Below are 17,671 nucleotides of genomic sequence, written 5' to 3'. Positions count from 1 at the left end.
ATGAAAGCATATGGAAAAATAGACTGGGCATTTGCTGCAGGAAGGATTCCATTCCGAACCACCGGAAAAGAGCCCGAAATGAACAGCCATGATAAAATTGCGATATTAAACACTTCCGGAGAAGATGCTTTGGTGGAACTGTTGATCTTCTACGAAGATCAAAGTCCTATAGGAACCTATGAGGTCGCAGTGGAAGCAAAGCGACTTCGAAAAATACGGTTTAACGATTTAATTGATCCGGAAGCTATACGGCTGGAGCGCAATTACAGCTGTTTTATTAAAACAAGTGTCCCCGTTGTCATCCAGTTTAGCAGGATGAATACGGGACAAAATGCAAATGCAGAAATGGGCGGAATGGCTTTTCCGGCAGATCTTTAAAAAATTTAGTTTATGATCGGATTTTTACTGGCTTTTGGAACTGCAATTTCCGAGGCTTTAAAAGATATTACCAGTAAATATAACCTGCATCATATTGATGAGTATACCGCTGCATTTTCAATGCACCTGGTGCAAAGTGGGCTGTTGATCCCCCTCGTTTTTTATTTTGGGATTGAACACATGAGCCCAAGATTCTTATGGGCTTTGCTAGCAAGTTCTCTACTACAGTTAATGGTTATCCTGCTATATTTCAAAGCCATAAAACGCTCAGAGCTTTCAGTGACAGTTCCCTTAGTCACACTTACCCCTCTTTTTATGCTAATCACTTCCCCATTAATGATCGGGGAATTCCCAAGTTTGCTGGGAGTGGGAGGGATAGTTTTAATAGTAGCAGGGACTTATATATCGAATATTGAGGAAAATAATAAAAACTTTTTTGCCCCTTTCGCTTCCCTGGTGAAGAATCAGGGGCCAAGATACATGCTCCTCGTAGCCTTTATATGGAGTATAACGGCGAATATTGATAAAATTGGAGTAGAGGAAACCTCACCGATTTACTGGGCCTTCGCAAAGGATTTTGTAATTCTGATTTATCTTGTCCCTATTATTATCTGGAAATCGAAAAGGCCCCTTTTGCAGATCAAAAACAGGAAATGGCCGCTGCTATTGGTTGGTTTTTTCAGGTCAGCCAGTGTATTAACCCAGATGTTTGCCATTCAGTTTATTCTTGTGGCTTACGTGATATCTATCAAAAGAGCAAGTTCAGTGTTTATTATCCTGTTTGCTTTTTTTTACATGAATGAACGAAAGAATTTCAGAAATAGGCTGACAGGCATCATCATTATTATGCTGGGACTAGGAATAATTGCCATTTCCTGATTTAGTCATTGACGTGATAAAAATAAAATCTTACTTTTAGCTGAAATAAATTTATATGAAAACAGTCTTTCTGAAAAGCCTTATGCTTGCTCTAGTAATATCAACCGCTGCCTGTGGCGAGAAAAAAGAAAAAACGGAAGTACAGGCAGAAACCATCAATTTAAAAAATGATGCTATGGAAACAATTGTTGTAGGTACTTACACTAAAAAAGAAGGACATGTAGACGGGCAGGCCGATGGCATATACACCTTAAAAAGAAATCCTGAAGATGGCAGCCTCACAAAAGGTAAAACTGTTGCTGAAGTTGTAAACCCTTCTTTTGTAAGAGCTTCTGAAGACGGGAAATTCCTTTTCGCAGTGAGTGAATTAGGAGAAAAGGATGCGGAATCTGGTTTTATTTATTCTTTTAAAATCACAGAAAATGATAGTCTGGAACAACTTTCAAAGCTTTCCACCGAAAGTTTTGCTCCTGCGCATCTAGCACTGGATCAATCTGGCAAATATGTTTTTGTTTCCAATTACATGGGCGGGGTAGTGATGATGTACCAAGTAGATGCCGACGGTACCCTCACAAAACAGCAACGGATTGACTTGGAAAATCCGGAAGAATCCCATGCACATTCCGTTACTATTTCTGCAGACAATGAGTATGCATACGTTGCTGATCTCGGAAATGATAAGATCTGGATCTTTGATTTTGATGCTGAAGAAGGAAAATTGACTCCTGCATCACCAACTTCAGTTGCGCTGGAAGAAGGGGCAGGGCCAAGGCATTTTACAATTTCTGAAAATGGAAGTTTTGCGTATTCCATCAACGAACTCAACAGCAGTATTAGCATTTTCAAAGTAGATGGCGAAGGCGGACTGGAAATCATTCAGAATATTTCTTCCCTGCCGGAGGGATTTTCAGATAAAAATTCAGCAGCAGATATTCATTTACATCCTTCGGGAAAATTCCTGTACGTTTCAAATAGAGGTCATAACAGCATAGCTTCTTTTTCCGTTGAAGAAAATTCTGGCGAGCTTACCGCATTGGAAAATTTCCCTACAAGAGGAAAAACGCCAAGAAGTTTTGCAGTTTCTCCCGATGGTAAACATTTATACGCAGCCAATCAGGATTCTAATTCTGTAGTAGTATTTAAGATTGATCAGAATTCAGGTAAATTACAGCCAGTAGGGGAGCCACTTGAGGTGATGACGCCGGTTTCTCTTGAATTTATTCAATAAAACAGTAGAGGATTTTTAGTTGTGATTTTTAATCACTGTTGAAAAAAATAAGGCAGTCTAAAGAGCAATTCTCACGTCAACCTGAACTTGTTTCAGGTTCTAATAAATTCTGTATTAGATTAATGAGATTCTGAAATTAAATCAGAATGACGATTTTTAATGCTTTTTAGTCCGCCTCATTGATAAACTAGTTATAGGATTATTCAGCTTCTTCGATTACAAAAAAACCGTCATTGCCCTGAGACTGATAGAGTGGCATAAAAATGCGAGCATCCCATTCGCTCTTAATTTCTTTCCCATCCTGTACAGCCAGCACCTGACCTTTAGTGATTTTTTCGAAATTTTCGAATCCGGGTTTCATCTTGAATTCTGTTTCATCTTCAATTCCGTGACGGTAGATGATCTTGAAGGTTTTTTGTCCCTGCTCAAATTTATTTTCATAGGTTTCTTTGAATTCAGGATGGTCCGAAATATTTTTCAGGTCAAGTCCGCAGGCTTCATTAAGGGCGAGCAAAATAATTGCCCTGTGATTCTCTTCGCTGGTTTTAGCGGTATGTTGGCCTGCTTCGAAAGTAAAGCCTGTGATTCCCTGCTTACTAAAATATTTATCTATGGAACCGTCTACAATGTCACTAAACCCACGTACAATATATCCTGGAAATCGATGTGCAAAAGCATCATTTTTACCCACTTCCTGTACCGAAATGTAAGGAAGGCTATCTGAAGAGGTTGTATGGCAATCTATAAAATAGCGTTCGGGATATTTTTCTTCAGAATAATCTTTTAAAATCTCAATGATCTCCTGCATCTCTTTCTGTTCATGAGAAGCAGGAGTATTAGTCTGAAGGTTTTTTTCGGTCCAGGTGCGGTTAAGATCCTCATCAATAAACCTTTTTCCTTTTCCCAGTGCCTTATCGTTTCCTCTTAATCCGAGTAAAGTCCCTTTGAGAGAAGGTTGGGTCTTTTTCAGTTCTGCAAAAACAGATTCCAGAGCCTTCACTCCGCTGGGTTCATTTCCATGTACTCCGGCGGTTACCAGGAGCAAAGGACCCTCTTTGTCGCCTTCATATTTCCCGATTATTCGGGTGTTCTGTTTATTTTCGTTCATCCTAAAATTTTTTCCTTTAATTACACCATTGTCGCAAGGACGTGGTTGGCAATTTTTCCTTTGTATAGCTTTTTATATTCTACCTTACGTTCTATGGCCTCAATTACGGTATCAGAAAAATCTGGCAGACCTATATCTTTAAAATGGTCCATTCCGCCGGGACTTAGAACATTGATTTCAATCAATTTATTTTTGACGATATCGAGTCCCACAAAGAACAGTCCGTCCCTGATGAGTTTAGGTGCAGTTATTTCAATGATCTTTTTCATATCATCTGTCAGCGGACTGGTATCACCGGTTCCTCCTTGGGCAAAATTGCTCCGGAATTCTCCTTCCCCGGTAAGACGTCTAATAATACCGTATTTTCCGTCTTTTTCCATAACCCTTCCATTCATCAACAATACTCTTACATCACCATCTTTGGCTGCCGGAAGATACTCTTGAGCAATAATATATCCCTGGGCAGAAAGGTTCTCAATGATCTGGTTCAGGTTTTTTTCATTTTTGTCAATAAGATACACATCCCGTCCCCCGGATCCTTCAAGAGGTTTAAGGACCATCTTTTTCTTGTGGTCTTCAAAAAACTTAAGTACTTCTTCCTTTTCCCGGGTAATGATCGAGTTGGGCTTTATACTTTCTGGGAGTTCCTCGAAATACAGTTTATCGATAAATGCATTAGACAGGGCATATGCATCATTCAATACCAGAACGCCTTCCTGTTGCATCATACGGCCAAAAGCAACTCCCGATTGTTCTGCCCACTGCCGGGAAGAACCTTCTTCTGTAGGATTGTTTCTAATGAACAGCACATCAAGATCGGTCGCTATAATCCTTTTCTTTTTTGCCTTGTCACTTTGAAGGATCTCCAGGTATTCTTCAGGACTTCCCACCTCTGCATTTTTCGAAACGTAGGTACTGTTGATACTGAGAGGTTTTCCCTGTGCGAAGAAAAAATCACCTACTCCCATGGCATATACATCATGCTTTCGCTTCCTGGCTTCATTCATGAGATACACTGTTGTTCCACAGGTTTCTGTTTCTACACTGTTAATTACAAAACATATTTTCATATACTCTTTTTGTTTGTGTGGGTTTTTTCCCGATTTCTAATTTATTTACTGAATTCATATGAACTAGACCATTGCGGCCAGTTCGCGGTTTGAAATTTTAGATTTATAATACTTTTTATATTCCAGCTTTTTTTCGATGGAGTTGATGACCAGATCTGAAAAATTTGGAAGTCCTATTTTATACAGCCCATCCAATCCTCCCGGACTAAGAACATTGATTTCGATCAACTTGTCTTTTACTACATCAAGTCCAACAAAGAATAATCCGTCTCTTATTAATTTTGGTGCAATGATCTCCACGATATCTTTCATGGCCTCGGTTAACGGGCTTTCTTCTGGTTTGGCACCCTGGGAAATATTACTTCGGAATTCTCCTTTCCCGGCCACTCTCTTTATAACTCCGTATTTCCCCTCTTTTTCCATGATCTGCCCATTCAGAAGTAAAACTCTTACGTCTCCTTTTTTTGCAGCAGGGAGATATTCCTGAGCAATTATATATCCCTGGGCAGAGAGATTTTCAATGATCTGGTTCAGGTTTTTCTCGTTTTTATCAATAAGATATACCCCGCGGCCACCCGATCCTTCAAGAGGTTTTAAGATCATATTCTTTTTGTGCTTTTTGAAAAACGCCAGAATTTCATCTTTATCCCTGGTGATAAGAGATGCCGGTTTAATGTGTTGTGGTAATTCTTCGAAATAAAGTTTATCTATGAATGCATGAGAGAGGGCATAGGCATCATTCAACACTAATACGCCTTCCTGTTGTACCATTCTTCCGAAAGCTACTCCAGCCTGTTCTGCCCACTGGCGATCGGAACCTTCTTCTGTGGGATTATTTCTTATAAACAGTACATCGAGGTCTTTGGCAATGATCTTCTCCTTCTTTCCTTTTCCGCCCTGCAGCAATTCAAGATATTCCTCAGGAGTATCTGTTAGGTGGCCTTCCAGGAGATAAGTGCTGTTAATGCTTAATGCATCGGTTTGGGTAAAGGAGAAATCCCCCACGCCCATCAGGAAGACTTCATGTTTCCTTTTTACAGCTTCATGCATGATGTATACTGTAGTCCCAGCGCCTTCTGTATGAACATTATTAACTACAAAACATATTTTCATGTGGTGATCATTTTAGATAGCGGTAAACCTTCCCTGATTAAGTCTAATTTTTCCTTTACATTTTCGGTTAGTAAATAACTTGGGCGCAAAGAAGCCGGTTTTAATATTTGCCTCTCGGTGAGAGCTTTTATAATAGCATTATGCTTCACTCCGAATTTCCCGGCCAGCAGCGGTTCATATTCGCCACCGTCCTTTAGATATTTGCGAAGTTCTACAAGTCCTTTTAAGTAGATAATATCTTTTAGAAATCCGCCACCCTGCATGATTCGGGAAGTGATATTAAAAGCTCTTTCTGAAGAAAATCCATATTCAATTTTTAAAAGCCTGAATATTTCCCTGAAATCTGCTCCGTCTACCAGGGCCTTTCCGGCGAGTACTCTTCCTGCCAGAGTTCTCAGCCTGTTTGCGGTAAGTCCTCCCACCAGATACTCTGCCATTACTGCAAGGCCTTCCTGAAGAGAATCGTAATCTGCAAGTCCTACACTTAACTGACTCAATGGTTGTTTTTTACCATTGTGATAGGTTAAGACATGGGTACCAACCTCATGCTGGATCAAAGCGGCAGATTCGGCTTTGTTCATCTTATAATCTTCGGGAATATATAGTTCTCCCTGGGAAACCATCAGGATATTTACATCTTTCCGGATGTGTACTTTTGAGGAAAAGCTTTCATCTTGTTTTCTGAAAAATTCAAATTCCTTTCGAGCGAGGCTACTAAATTCAAGAGAATCTATGAGATCTTCAGAATTGCTTTTGGTCGTCTCCGGGACCTCATTCAGAAGCTGCTCTGCTTCAGAACATAATAACCTGTCAACACCTTTATAAAGCAGGATGCTGTTATAGAAAAAATTCCGGGTCCCGCGTTGACTTAGCATTGTGATCTGTTGATCCAGTTCTTCTCTTTTTTCCCTGAATAAATAGGAAATCGCAGGATCGTCAATATCTTCAATTTTTAGATTATACAGTTCCCTTTTCAAAACATCTGGATCTATTGGAAGTAACCTGTAATGGTAATTCAGTAATTTCTCATAATTGCTTTCAAAAAACGTCTTTTTGATTTCGTGGATGTTTGCAGGAGAAACCAGCCATAAGAATTGATATGACTGCTCTATCCTGGACAATTTCTTGTCGATCTCAAAAACTTTTTCTTTAAGGTATTTCTGACCTAAAGCGGCGTAACTTCCAATTCCGCTCGAGGTTTGTACTCTAATAAATTCATAGATCGTTTTGTGAAAAGCCAATATAAGATCATCCTTAAAGCTCCGGAAAAAAACGGGATATTCTTCTCCTTCTTCGCTTCTGTAGACCGGGGGAATTTCCAGCCCCAGCAATAAACTTCCCGAACCTTTTAATTCGGCTATTTCCAACAAAGGAACATTTTCAGCAGGATGTCTTTTACTGGTATTCTCAATTTTGGCCGGTTCCAGGGGGAGCATTTCATATTTACTGCCCAGATGATCCAGTTCGTTTTTAAAGACATCCAGTGTAGTAGGTAATTTATCTGCAGGACCTTTTATTTTAAATTGCCTGCTTCCAACATCGCCCGCAAATATTTCGAGCATGAGAAAAGTTTTGAATTTTGTGGCCATCGCGTCGGAAAGTTTGTAGAGAAGACGTTGGTATCCTTCAAAATCTTTATTTCCGATGATTAAAAATGAGGCCTCACTTAAAACGAATTTTACAGTTATTTGATCGTTGCTCTTTTCATCCTGCCTGTAAATGACCAGATAAGGCAATTCTTCGCTAAGATGAATATAACCGCCACCAGGCAGATGACATTCTAAAACGCCTTCCTCCTGTAGATTTTCAATCATGTTTGTGATGGAGGTGTCGCTTAGAGGTGATAAATCGTCTGTAGTGCTAACTTCCATATTGTATTGTGAATTTTTTATTTCAGGCAAATTTCCTTCTGGGGGAAATGGAATATATGGCCTGAAGGCTTTACTGTAAATGTAACAGATTATTATTTTTTCGTGGAATTTAGCAGCTGTCCTTAGGGGAATATTAGCAATACTTTAATAGATATTTTAGAACTCAGAGAGAGTAGGACCGAATGGTAGAATATTAATTTTTGCAAATAAAAAATATAATCCTTGGTCGCGTGATTGATAGAAAAGAAATAATTTAGCAGGAGGAGCTGTTTTTTCAGTATAAGGTCTGTAAAAAATAAAATTTTACATTAATAGTAACCGGTTAAGATGCTTTCCTTTTATTATAAAAAAGGAGACTAAATCAACTGAAATATTTGGATTTTTAAATGTTTTAACTGAATATAAATTCAGTCGTCATTAGGTAAAATGAGTGATAAATTTTCTCTTAGGCTGGTTACTGAACAGGATGTTCATGAGGTGTTGGATATCTACAAACCTTATGTGCAAAATACGATTGTTTCTTTCGAATATGACGTACCGACCATAGAGGAATATCTACAACGTATTAAAACTAATACTGTCGATTATCCCTGGCTGGTGGGTTTGAGAAACAAGGAGATCATTGGGTATGCATATGCTGGCAGGCACAGGAATAGAACAGCATATCAATGGTCCCCCGAATCTACTATTTACTTATCTCCTGAAGTTCATGGAAAAGGAGTTGCCCGGATCTTGTACGATACTCTTTTTAGACTACTGCGATTGCAGGGTTATTGTAATGTCTATGCCGGAATTGGTTTGCCCAATGACAGGAGTACCCGATTCCATAGGGCGTTAGGTTTTGAAGAAATCGGGATCTTTAAAAAAGTTGGATATAAACATGGTAATTGGCATGACACCCAATGGTTTCAGCTGCAGTTAAACGAACCGGTACTGGAGCCGCCAACTCCTAAGAAACTGGATGAGGTGAGGAATAGTGAAGAATTTAAATCTGTTATTACGACTGCAAACAAAAAATTAGCAGCAATTTAAACCGAGGGTATACAAGCAATAGTTGTATGATTAGGCTTCAGTTTTCGTACATTAAAAAATAGCTTCTTTAACGAATTTTTTCAGAAAAAGAGAAGGGTAGCTGTTACGAAGCTGAAGGTAGACCATCTGTTAATTAAATCCTTAAGCTCATATACCTGCGCGTTTAATCTTAGTAATTTCCTATTTTGGCTGACCATTAAAATTTTAATTTAAAGATTTTGATATCCGTATCTCATTCTGTTTACGCTTTAAAAGCATGTTATCATTCATTCATATAAATATCCGGTGAGGATGCGGAAACTGAAAATGAGATAGTATTACTTCTGGGGCTCTATGGGGGAAAGCACTGTTACAACAGCTAAAAAACGGATCGACACGATTGATGTATTGCGGGGATTCGCTCTGGCCGGTATTCTATACGCCCACATGGTAATTTGGTATACCGGCGCCGCATTGCCGCCAGAAGTTTACACCAGCTATGACAGTACAGCAGATGGAATCGCTATGGGTATTTTTGGTGCCCTGGTTTTCGGAAAGTTCTTTTCTGTTTTCTCCTTTTTATTTGGATTAAGCTTTTATCTTCATTTTAAAAAAAATAAATCTCGTAAAAGTCATCTTCCAAGATATGTATGGCGTCTATCCCTACTTTTACTTATAGGGGTAGTGCATCATATACTATGGCGTGGAGATATTCTTGCTATTTATGCGGTTCTAGGAATGGTTTTATTGCTTTTTCGCCACCTGCCCCCAAAAACAATTCTTGTTATGGGGGTGTTCCTTATCCTTAATATACCCACCCATGTATATGATCTTTTCGGAGAAGGAAATCCTGATATTTCAGTGAATTTTCCGATGGAGGAGGAGGCAAACAGGTATTATGAGCTTGTCCAAAATGAAGGGTTTATTACTGTTTTAAAAGATAACTGGTACTCCTGGCCATCTAAGATTGCGTATCAGCTGGAAAGTGGAAGATTATTAATGACCTTCGGATATTTCCTGCTAGGGTTTTACGCCGGCTGTACAAATCTTTTTACCTCCATAAGAAAAAACCTGGGAAAATTTACGTTATGGAATCAGATGCTGGAAAGGGTGATCCTTGTTCTGCTTCTGGTGGGAATTTTCATGTACCTGTTCGATTTGGTTACCATTCCTGAAATAAAAGTCATTCCCGAACTAAAATGGCTGGCAAGCTTCCTGTTTGATATATATAATGCCTGTCTTAGCATTTTTTATATCACCGGAGTTACCATTCTGTTTCGCAATAGTTTTTTCAGGTCGATCCTCCAACCGCTGGGTACGATGGGGAGAATGGCACTCACCAATTATCTGCTGCAAACATTCTTCGGACTTTTGCTTTTCTATCATTTTGGGCTAGGATTATTTGATAAAACCTCGCCGGCGATAAATGTAGTTTTAGGAGCCGGAGTATTTTATTTCCAGCTAAAATTCAGTCAGTGGTGGTTGAAAAGATACAAACAGGGACCTGTTGAATGGTTGTGGAAAGGATTGACTAATCTTGAATTTACTTCTTTAAAAAAACAAGGAACCATTTCAGCACCTCAGGATGTAAAAAGTTATTCAGGGAGTGGGTAAAAAGAAAAAATATTAACTTAAAAGCCACGAAGGAATATACTTTTAAATACCACCTTAGCTTAATAATTACTTATTATTACGCAGTATATTAATTCTTTTAATCAGCTCATATTAGAGTAGAAAACATTTCTTTTTTCAGAATTTTCTCTCTAACTTAGAGAGAGTTTTAAATATTGATTTTCAGACAATTAGTTTCACTTTTTTAAGTATATAAACCTCTAAAATCATAAGCCATGAAAAACCAAGAACAGAATTTTTTTTCAGATGAACGTGTGGGAATCCGGGATAAAATATTCAGGAATTCAGGAAATCCAGAAAAAGCTCTTTATAAATTTTCCAGTATTCCCGGAAGTAAGAGCCAGCGAATGACTCAAAACAATTTAAGTAAGAAATAGAAATTAATTTCTTCCCGGAATAGTACTTGAACAGTAGCGTTTACAAAAGCGAAAGCTGAAAAATTGCTGTTGTACTATTTATGAAGTCAATACATTTTAAATCTGTAGATACTCAGATTTTCCCAATTTTAATTTTAAGTCAAAATTACAGTCAAAAGCCCCTAAATTAAATGGGTTTTTGACTGTTAAATGATCGCAACAGATTTGCTCTCCGCTTAATCCCAGAAATTTCGGGGCTTTCAAAATTTTCTTTGGTGTTGTTGGCCGATGTGTTAACTTTTTAAATGATCTTTTCATCTCACAAATAAAAGTGATCAATTGCCATTGACATACTTGGAAAAGTATTTATAAAATAAAAGGCTTTTATTACGAGGGTTTTCTTCCATATCTCCAAAGACTATGACTGATCATTTTTCATTTTTTAAATAAATGCCAAAAAGGTATTTTAAGAATTGATAACTCTTGTTCCATAAAGAGTTAAAAAGGCTGGTATAATTTAACTTGTAAGGTTCTATCATCTTTGAAGTACGAAAGTCAAATCACTTATCCCTCTGAAGATCTTCTGATTTTTTGTAGGGTCTTTTCATTGTGATCTGCTCCGGACTGGTTAAGTAGTTTTGCAACCATCTCTCCCAAAACATCCTGTCCCTTGTCCATAAACTGCATTCTGCTCCACCTTATATCACACACTAATAAACCTTTTAAATCAAGGATAAATTTCTGATTTTGAACATACTTAACTGGTAAGGTATTTTTTTCCTGGAGTAGGGTAGTAGTATCTAAAAAATCCATAACAGTATTTTGGAGTTGCACAAAGTCATGATGAATTTACTACTCGGGAGTTATCTAAAAATTAAGTCATGATTATATTTAGATCACTGGGTTAAATAGCTACAAATTGTCGAAATACCTGTTCTTCACCTCTATAAAATTCTAATGGTTATGGAAAGTTGAGCAGTTCTCTATCTGAAATTAATCTTTATTTAAACAAAGCTTAAATTGAAATCAAGACAGGCATGGAAAGAATTGATTTGATTTGCTCCAGCCTGGAAAGCCTATACGAAAGCTTTCAGATTTATAGAATTTATAACCTAAAAAATTATTGATATAAGAGAAAACATCCCTTTGAATTAGCCAAAAAAATAGCCCATTCTGCTGCAACAGAATGGGCTTAAAAAGAATTAAACCAAAATTAATTATATAGTCAAATTGTAATGAATATAAAGCTACAATTTTTTACCCGATTTCCCTTTAGGGGGTTGACATATGGCATATTTTTCTTCCTTATACTTCAGGAGGGATACGCTTTTAAATTAAGTTATTCAGACTTCAATATTAAAAATTCCTTTGGAAATTCTGCCTCTTATCAGAGAATTGTTAGAGGGAGAGTGATAGATGCAGAGGGTATTCCCCTGCCGGGCGTAACTGTACAGGTTAAGAATACTTCAACAGGAACATTACTAATTTTGAGGGGGAGTTTAATCTTGAGGTTATTGATGAAGATCAAATTCTTGTTTTTTCCTATTTGGGTTTTAAAACTCAGGAAAAATTAGTTGGTTCCGAAACTGATTTCTTAATAACCCTCGACGAAGATGCGCAAGCTCTGGAAGAAGTAGTTGTAGTGGGTTATGGAACACAGAAAAAGGCTAACCTTACTGGAGCAGTAAGCCAGGTGTCTTCTGATGCCATTGAAGATCGACCTATTACCAATTTGAGCTCAGGCCTACAGGGGTTGATGCCGGGGGTTACTGTCACAGGAGCTTCAGGCGCGCCGGGGAACAATGGGGGTGATATCCGCATTAGGGGAATCGGTACCTGGGGAAATTCTAATCCATTAATAGTAATAGATGGAATTCCCGGGGGAAATTTGAATATATTAAACCCTCAGGATATTGAGAGTATATCAGTTCTTAAAGATGCTGCTTCTTCTTCTATTTATGGAGTAAGAGGTGCGAACGGTGTAATTTTAATAACCACAAAATCCGGTACTGCAGGTAAACCTACACTATCTTATAATAGCTACTATGGCGTTCAGACACCCACAGCCTTACCAGATAGGTTAGGTTCTCCAGAATATATGGAGCTTCTAAATGAAGCCCAGGTAAATGTAGGCCGTAATCCAACTTATACAGCAGATGAAATTCAGATTGCCAGAGAAGGGACTGATTTGAATTATTATGCGAATACTAATTGGATTGAAGAAGTTTATAAAGATTATGCTCCTCAGCAAAACCACAATCTGAGCGTAAACGGAGGACAGGAAGATTTTAATTATTATCTCTCCTACGGGCTCCTAAAAGAGGAAGGACTTGTAGTTGGCAATAATTATGAATCTCAAAGGCATAACGTTAGAGCTAAACTTAACACCACTGTTCTGGATCGTATTGACATCTCTTCCAACATAGGATATATTGACAGGAATTATATTGGATCTGCCGCAGGAACGGGGCCCCTTTATCAGGCCCTGACAATTATTCCACTGGTCCCGGTACGAAATACAGAAGGTGGTTGGGGGTACATAGGAGGTTCCAGTAATCCCGTCGCCGTAGCTACAGATTCCGGCACCAATGACTTTTCTTCTGAAGAATTCACCGGGAATGTTCAAGCTGCCATCAATCTTTTCAAGGGTTTTTTAATTAGAGGAAGATATGGCCTGGTGAAATATAATTCCCGGCGTAATCTTTTCGAAAGAACGATTAACTACTACAGTCCTGATACGGGAGATTTGGTTTGGCAAACAGGTTATCCAAATAAGATTACAACCAGTAGTTATAAAGGAACTTATCAAACTTTCGTTGGAACAGCTGAATATGACAGGACTTTTGCTGACACTCATCACATAACTGCTTTGTTAGGGATTTCTCAGGAGGAAACGGTTAATGATGATTTAGAAGCTTCAAGAACTAATTTATCATCTTCCTCTGTTGGACATATAAACCTTGGGACAGAGAACCAGTTAAATGACGGTAGCAATGCACAAAATGCCCTCCAATCTGTATTTGGAAGGTTAAATTATGGCTATAAAGATAAATACCTTGCGGAAATTAACTTTAGATATGACGGTTCTTCCCGTTTTGCCGAGGATGTCAGATGGGAACTCTTTTCTGCTGCTTCAATAGGGTGGGTATTCACGGAAGAAGGGTTTTTAAGGGATAACAACCTTCTGGACTTCGGAAAAATACGTGCTTCTTACGGTACACAAGGAAACGATCAGATAGCCAACTGGGCATACATGGATATTCTAGGACCTGTAAACACCATGCCTATTGGAGATCAATTGACCATTGGGTATCGACAAACCGTTGTGGGAAATCAACTTTTAACCTGGGAATCAGCAGAAAAGGCTAACCTGGGAATTGATCTAGCCTTTTTCAATAATAGGCTTACTACAACCGCCGATTATTTCGTGAACACCACAGAAAACATTCTCCTACGTTTACCTATCCCTGATGTGTTTGGTGGTCCGGATTATCCATACCAGAATGCCGGAAGTGTAGAAAACAGGGGATGGGAATTCCAAATGGGATGGCGTGACGACATCAATGATTTTAGTTATAGTCTGGATTTCAATATATCTGATGTTAAAAATAAAGTGACCGATTTGGGAGGTACAGAGCCTACAATAGGAGACCGGGTGAGAATGGAAGGAGAGCCACTTGATGCTTTTTATGGTTTGGTAGCGGACCGAATCGCACAGGAATCTGATTTTACTTATAATGCAGAAGACGATTCTTATACACCGAATTTTCCATACATCCAGGGAGATCCGGTTCAACCGGGAGACCTTATTTACCGGGATTTAAATGGTGATGGTGAAGTTGATCTTGTAAATGACAGGAAAGTAATAGGAAGCCATATACCGAGATATACCTATGGATTCCGGGGTTCAATGGCATACAAAGGTTTTGATCTAAATTTCTTCCTTCAGGGTGTTGGGGAAGTAAACGGGCTTTTAACAGGGTCTGCACGCCACGCCTTCATCAGCGAAAGTGCAATGCCTCAGGAAATCCATCTGGACCGATGGACCCCTGGAAATACAGATGCAACTTACCCAAGGCTAACCTATCAGCAATCGTATAACCAACGTCTTTCTACCTACTGGCTGGAAGATGCCTCTTACCTACGACTAAAGAATGTTCAAATTGGATACACCCTTCCAACAGGATTAAGTGAAAAGTTTAAGGCAGAACGTTTCAGAGCCTATGTCTCAGCTGAGAACTTATTCACTGTTTCAGATTATTTTTATGGATATGACCCTGAGTCTCCTGTAAGTAGCGGAAGTTTTTACCCACAGGTAAAGACCTTTACAGTTGGCCTAAATATTAATTTAAAATAAAACACCAATGAAAAATATAATTTATTGTTGCCTGGCCGGATGTTTATTTTTCTTCAGTTCTTGTGAAGAAGATTTCCTGGACAGGTCTCCGACAGATCAACTCACCAATGAAAATTTTTGGGAAACAGAAGAGCAATTAATTTTAGCGGCCAATGGATTGTACGCTAATGTTAAAGCAAAAAATACAGTTGATATGGAAAACATGGGGGATAATACCTTATGGCCTTCATCAACACAATACCAACAAATTGGTAGTGGTAATTACGGACCAGATCAAAATACACTAAATACAGAGTGGACAACCCAGTATCGTGGTGTGCGACAGGCTAACGCTTTTCTCGAAAATTACCATAAAGCAACCTTACATGATCCTGCCCTGGCAGAGCGTCTTGCTGCAGAAGTAAGGGTTATACGAGCATTAATGTATAGTTACCTTACGAACTTCTGGGGGGATGTGCCTTTGGTCACAGAAACCCTAACCATAGAGGAATTAATGGTCCCCCGGGATCCTCAGGAAGAAGTGGTGGATTTTCTTCTCAACGATCTGGAGGATGCAGCAATGAACCTTCCCTCGGAAATACCTTCCGGAGAAGATTTAGGAAGAATGAACAGAGGGGCCGCTTTAGCTCTCAAAGCCAGAATAGCACTTTATAGCGGCCGTTTTGAGGTCGCCGAAAAAGCAGCTAGAGACGTTATGGATATGGGCGTTTATGAGTTGTTTGACACAGGAAATCCTGAGAGGAACTACTATGATCTTTTCACCTATGCCGGTAAATTATCAACTGGAAATAATAAAGAAACCATTATAGCCAGAACTTCCCTAATGGAGGTAGATATGCATAATTTGTCCCGGGAAATTCACGTGCCAGACCAAGTAATAAGGTGGAATCCTACTAAATCTCTTGTTGATTCTTACTTAATGATCGATGGACTACCTATAGAGGATTCCCCATTGTATGGAGTTGAAAATTATCAGGATGTTTTTGAGAATCGTGACCCACGAATGTCTCAGACCATTTTAGAGCCGGGTGCAGAATGGGGAGGACGATATGACGGACAGGAGGTAAATGAGACTCCAGAGATTTTTAGAATCCCTAAATTTCTCTCTGATAGACGAGGAGCCGTAACCTTAACAGGATATTATTTCACGAAGTATGCGGAATTGTCTGCTGTCCCAACCTATCGTCGTGATGCTAATGATTTTCACCTACTCAGGTATGCAGAAGTGTTACTTACTTATGCTGAGGCCAAACTTGAACAGGGTACATTAACCCAGGAAGATTTGGACAAGTCTATTAATCTTTTAAGGGATAGGGTAGGAATGAAGCATATGGTCATCTCGGAAATCGAAGCTAACGGACTTGACCTGCGTGAAGAAATACGCAGGGAAAGAAGAGTTGAACTGGCATTGGAAGGACAACGATATTTCGATATTAAGCGTTGGAAAAAAGGGGAATTACTGGCACTGGACGTTAAAGGTACCAATGTGAATTGGCTTCCGAATCCGGATACTGCCGGAAATTTAAGAACTGATGAAGAGGGCTTTATAATTGCACATACAGGAAGAACTTTTGATCCCTCCAGACATTACTTATGGCCGGTACCATTGCCTCAATTAGAACGCAACCCGGATTTGACGCAGAATCCAGGCTGGTAGTGCAAATTAAATTTCAATTTTATTCATTTAATTTGGGAATCCATCAGCATTTTAAAAACAAGAATATATAATGATTGCAACTCAAAATAAGATAAGACTTGCAGGAATAGTGAAGGAGGAAAGAGGGCTTCCTAAAATTTAAATATTTCAAACCTATGATACATTTAATTATAATACGGATTGTGGCCTGTTTAATTGTTATTAGCCTAAATGCTCAGAACGAAAAGAACGGAGGTTTTTCCACTTTTGATGACAAAAGGCAGAATGAAGAACAAGGGGAGGTAAGCCTTCGGATTATGGCATACAACATCCACCACGCCAATCCTCCTTCCGAACCCAAAATTATTGATTTAAAAGCCATTATTCGGACTATAAAAGCACAGGATCCAGATGTACTTGCTTTACAGGAAGTTGATGCAAACACCACCAGATCAGGAGCGGGGAATCAGGCAGAAATAATTGCCAACGAATTAGGTATGGAAGTGTATTTTGGAAAAGCCATAAATTATGACGGAGGAGTCTATGGAGTGGCAGTGTTATCAAAATATTCCATTTCAGAAGCGCGAGTTCATGCTCTTCCTACTGCTCCAGGGACTAATGGAGAACCTCGCGTCCTGGCAACAGTGAAAATCTCACTTCCAGATGACAAATCTTTCCGGTTTGGAAGTACACATCTTGATTCACAAAGAGATGATACAAATCGTTTACTTCAAATCCAGGAGATAGTCAACATCGCATCTCAGGAACCTTTGCCTATGATAGTGGCAGGCGATTTTAACGCGACACCAAATACAGAGGTGATAAACCATTTGGACCAGTTTTTCACAAGGACGTGTAACGATTGCGAACCTACAATTCCGGTATTAAAACCAGAAAAAGCCATTGATTTTATAGCATTTAAGCCTAAAGAAAATTTCAGCATAGAATATCATAAAGTAATTAATGAAACCTACGCTTCAGATCATCTCCCAGTCATGGCAGTTCTGAAGTTGAATCAAAAATAATATTTAT

14 protein-coding genes are annotated in these 17,671 nt (G+C 38.9%); 9 read left to right on the top strand and 5 right to left on the bottom strand.

What is annotated here, in order from left to right:
* The 3 genes from IE056_RS05825 to IE056_RS05815 are packed head-to-tail and all read left to right on the top strand — an operon-like array spanning nucleotide 1 to nucleotide 2,485.
* Nucleotides 1-378 carry a sensory rhodopsin transducer gene (locus IE056_RS05825; RefSeq protein ID WP_189603739.1) on the top strand — a complete coding sequence of 126 codons (378 nt, stop codon included), beginning with the start codon at nucleotides 1-3 and terminating at the stop codon, nucleotides 376-378.
* A 12-nt stretch (nucleotides 379-390) separates the two neighbouring features.
* Nucleotides 391-1,257, top strand: coding sequence for an EamA family transporter (locus IE056_RS05820; RefSeq protein ID WP_189603738.1), 867 nt, complete (start codon nucleotides 391-393; stop codon nucleotides 1,255-1,257).
* A 55-nt stretch (nucleotides 1,258-1,312) separates the two neighbouring features.
* Nucleotides 1,313-2,485, top strand: coding sequence for a lactonase family protein (locus IE056_RS05815; protein ID WP_229793667.1), 1,173 nt, complete (start codon nucleotides 1,313-1,315; stop codon nucleotides 2,483-2,485).
* A gap of 199 nt (nucleotides 2,486-2,684) precedes the next feature.
* Here IE056_RS05815 and IE056_RS05810 read toward each other — a convergent pair whose 3' ends face one another.
* The 4 genes from IE056_RS05810 to IE056_RS05795 form a co-directional block, all read right to left on the bottom strand.
* On the bottom strand, nucleotides 2,685-3,593 hold the full coding sequence (locus IE056_RS05810; protein ID WP_189603737.1) for a M14 family metallopeptidase: 909 nt from the start codon (nucleotides 3,591-3,593) through the stop codon (nucleotides 2,685-2,687).
* A 20-nt stretch (nucleotides 3,594-3,613) separates the two neighbouring features.
* Nucleotides 3,614-4,663, bottom strand: a complete 1,050-nt coding sequence (locus tag IE056_RS05805; RefSeq protein ID WP_189603736.1) for a glutathione synthetase — start codon at nucleotides 4,661-4,663, stop codon at nucleotides 3,614-3,616.
* 63 nt (nucleotides 4,664-4,726) lie between these two features.
* Entirely contained in the window at nucleotides 4,727-5,776 is a 1,050-nt protein-coding gene (locus IE056_RS05800; RefSeq protein WP_189603735.1) for a glutathione synthetase, read from the bottom strand.
* A complete protein-coding gene (locus tag IE056_RS05795) occupies nucleotides 5,773-7,647 on the bottom strand; it encodes a peptidase MATCAP family protein (RefSeq protein ID WP_189603734.1) in 1,875 nt (624 codons plus the stop codon). The genes IE056_RS05800 and IE056_RS05795 overlap by 4 nt, the downstream gene beginning before the upstream one ends.
* Nucleotides 7,648-8,073: 426 nt before the next feature.
* On the opposite strand from IE056_RS05795, the gene IE056_RS05790 reads away from it, so the two are divergent.
* The 3 genes from IE056_RS05790 (at nucleotide 8,074) to IE056_RS05780 (ending at nucleotide 10,667) form a co-directional block, all read left to right on the top strand.
* Nucleotides 8,074-8,679, top strand: coding sequence for a GNAT family N-acetyltransferase (locus IE056_RS05790; protein ID WP_189603733.1), 606 nt, complete (start codon nucleotides 8,074-8,076; stop codon nucleotides 8,677-8,679).
* 333 nt (nucleotides 8,680-9,012) lie between these two features.
* Nucleotides 9,013-10,272 carry a DUF418 domain-containing protein gene (locus IE056_RS05785; protein WP_189603732.1) on the top strand — a complete coding sequence of 420 codons (1,260 nt, stop codon included), beginning with the start codon at nucleotides 9,013-9,015 and terminating at the stop codon, nucleotides 10,270-10,272.
* Nucleotides 10,273-10,505: 233 nt separating this feature from the next.
* Complete coding sequence (locus IE056_RS05780) at nucleotides 10,506-10,667, top strand: hypothetical protein (protein ID WP_189603731.1); 162 nt, start codon at nucleotides 10,506-10,508, stop codon at nucleotides 10,665-10,667.
* A 543-nt stretch (nucleotides 10,668-11,210) separates the two neighbouring features.
* Here IE056_RS05780 and IE056_RS05775 read toward each other — a convergent pair.
* The gene (locus tag IE056_RS05775; RefSeq protein WP_189603730.1) at nucleotides 11,211-11,459 is read right to left on the bottom strand and encodes a hypothetical protein; all 249 of its coding nucleotides are present in this window, start codon (nucleotides 11,457-11,459) and stop codon (nucleotides 11,211-11,213) included.
* A gap of 664 nt (nucleotides 11,460-12,123) precedes the next feature.
* On the opposite strand from IE056_RS05775, the gene IE056_RS05770 reads away from it, so the two are divergent.
* The 3 genes from IE056_RS05770 (at nucleotide 12,124) to IE056_RS05760 (ending at nucleotide 17,664) form a co-directional block, all read left to right on the top strand.
* The gene (locus tag IE056_RS05770) at nucleotides 12,124-15,003 is read left to right on the top strand and encodes a SusC/RagA family TonB-linked outer membrane protein (protein WP_189603874.1); all 2,880 of its coding nucleotides are present in this window, start codon (nucleotides 12,124-12,126) and stop codon (nucleotides 15,001-15,003) included.
* 7 nt (nucleotides 15,004-15,010) lie between these two features.
* On the top strand, nucleotides 15,011-16,660 hold the full coding sequence (locus tag IE056_RS05765) for a RagB/SusD family nutrient uptake outer membrane protein (protein ID WP_189603729.1): 1,650 nt from the start codon (nucleotides 15,011-15,013) through the stop codon (nucleotides 16,658-16,660).
* 155 nt (nucleotides 16,661-16,815) lie between these two features.
* Nucleotides 16,816-17,664, top strand: a complete 849-nt coding sequence (locus IE056_RS05760; RefSeq protein ID WP_189603728.1) for an endonuclease/exonuclease/phosphatase family protein — start codon at nucleotides 16,816-16,818, stop codon at nucleotides 17,662-17,664.
* Nucleotides 17,665-17,671 lie beyond the last annotated feature (7 nt).

Origin of the sequence: Salinimicrobium marinum (assembly GCF_014651535.1) — a bacterium.
GTDB lineage: Bacteria > Bacteroidota > Bacteroidia > Flavobacteriales > Flavobacteriaceae > Salinimicrobium > Salinimicrobium marinum.
Note: the sequence above shows the minus strand (reverse complement) of the source record. Positions and strands in the feature narration are given on the sequence as shown.

Coding starts and splice junctions, on each gene's coding strand:
- IE056_RS05775 (WP_189603730.1), bottom strand. CDS start 11,459: ATGGATTTTTTAGATACTACTACCCTACTCCAGGAAAAAAATACCTTA.
- IE056_RS05765 (WP_189603729.1), top strand. CDS start 15,011: ATGAAAAATATAATTTATTGTTGCCTGGCCGGATGTTTATTTTTCTTC.
- IE056_RS05820 (WP_189603738.1), top strand. CDS start 391: ATGATCGGATTTTTACTGGCTTTTGGAACTGCAATTTCCGAGGCTTTA.
- IE056_RS05795 (WP_189603734.1), bottom strand. CDS start 7,647: ATGGAAGTTAGCACTACAGACGATTTATCACCTCTAAGCGACACCTCC.
- IE056_RS05785 (WP_189603732.1), top strand. CDS start 9,013: ATGGGGGAAAGCACTGTTACAACAGCTAAAAAACGGATCGACACGATT.
- IE056_RS05825 (WP_189603739.1), top strand. CDS start 1: ATGAAAGCATATGGAAAAATAGACTGGGCATTTGCTGCAGGAAGGATT.
- IE056_RS05815 (WP_229793667.1), top strand. CDS start 1,313: ATGAAAACAGTCTTTCTGAAAAGCCTTATGCTTGCTCTAGTAATATCA.
- IE056_RS05800 (WP_189603735.1), bottom strand. CDS start 5,776: ATGAAAATATGTTTTGTAGTTAATAATGTTCATACAGAAGGCGCTGGG.
- IE056_RS05805 (WP_189603736.1), bottom strand. CDS start 4,663: ATGAAAATATGTTTTGTAATTAACAGTGTAGAAACAGAAACCTGTGGA.
- IE056_RS05780 (WP_189603731.1), top strand. CDS start 10,506: ATGAAAAACCAAGAACAGAATTTTTTTTCAGATGAACGTGTGGGAATC.
- IE056_RS05760 (WP_189603728.1), top strand. CDS start 16,816: ATGATACATTTAATTATAATACGGATTGTGGCCTGTTTAATTGTTATT.
- IE056_RS05790 (WP_189603733.1), top strand. CDS start 8,074: ATGAGTGATAAATTTTCTCTTAGGCTGGTTACTGAACAGGATGTTCAT.
- IE056_RS05810 (WP_189603737.1), bottom strand. CDS start 3,593: ATGAACGAAAATAAACAGAACACCCGAATAATCGGGAAATATGAAGGC.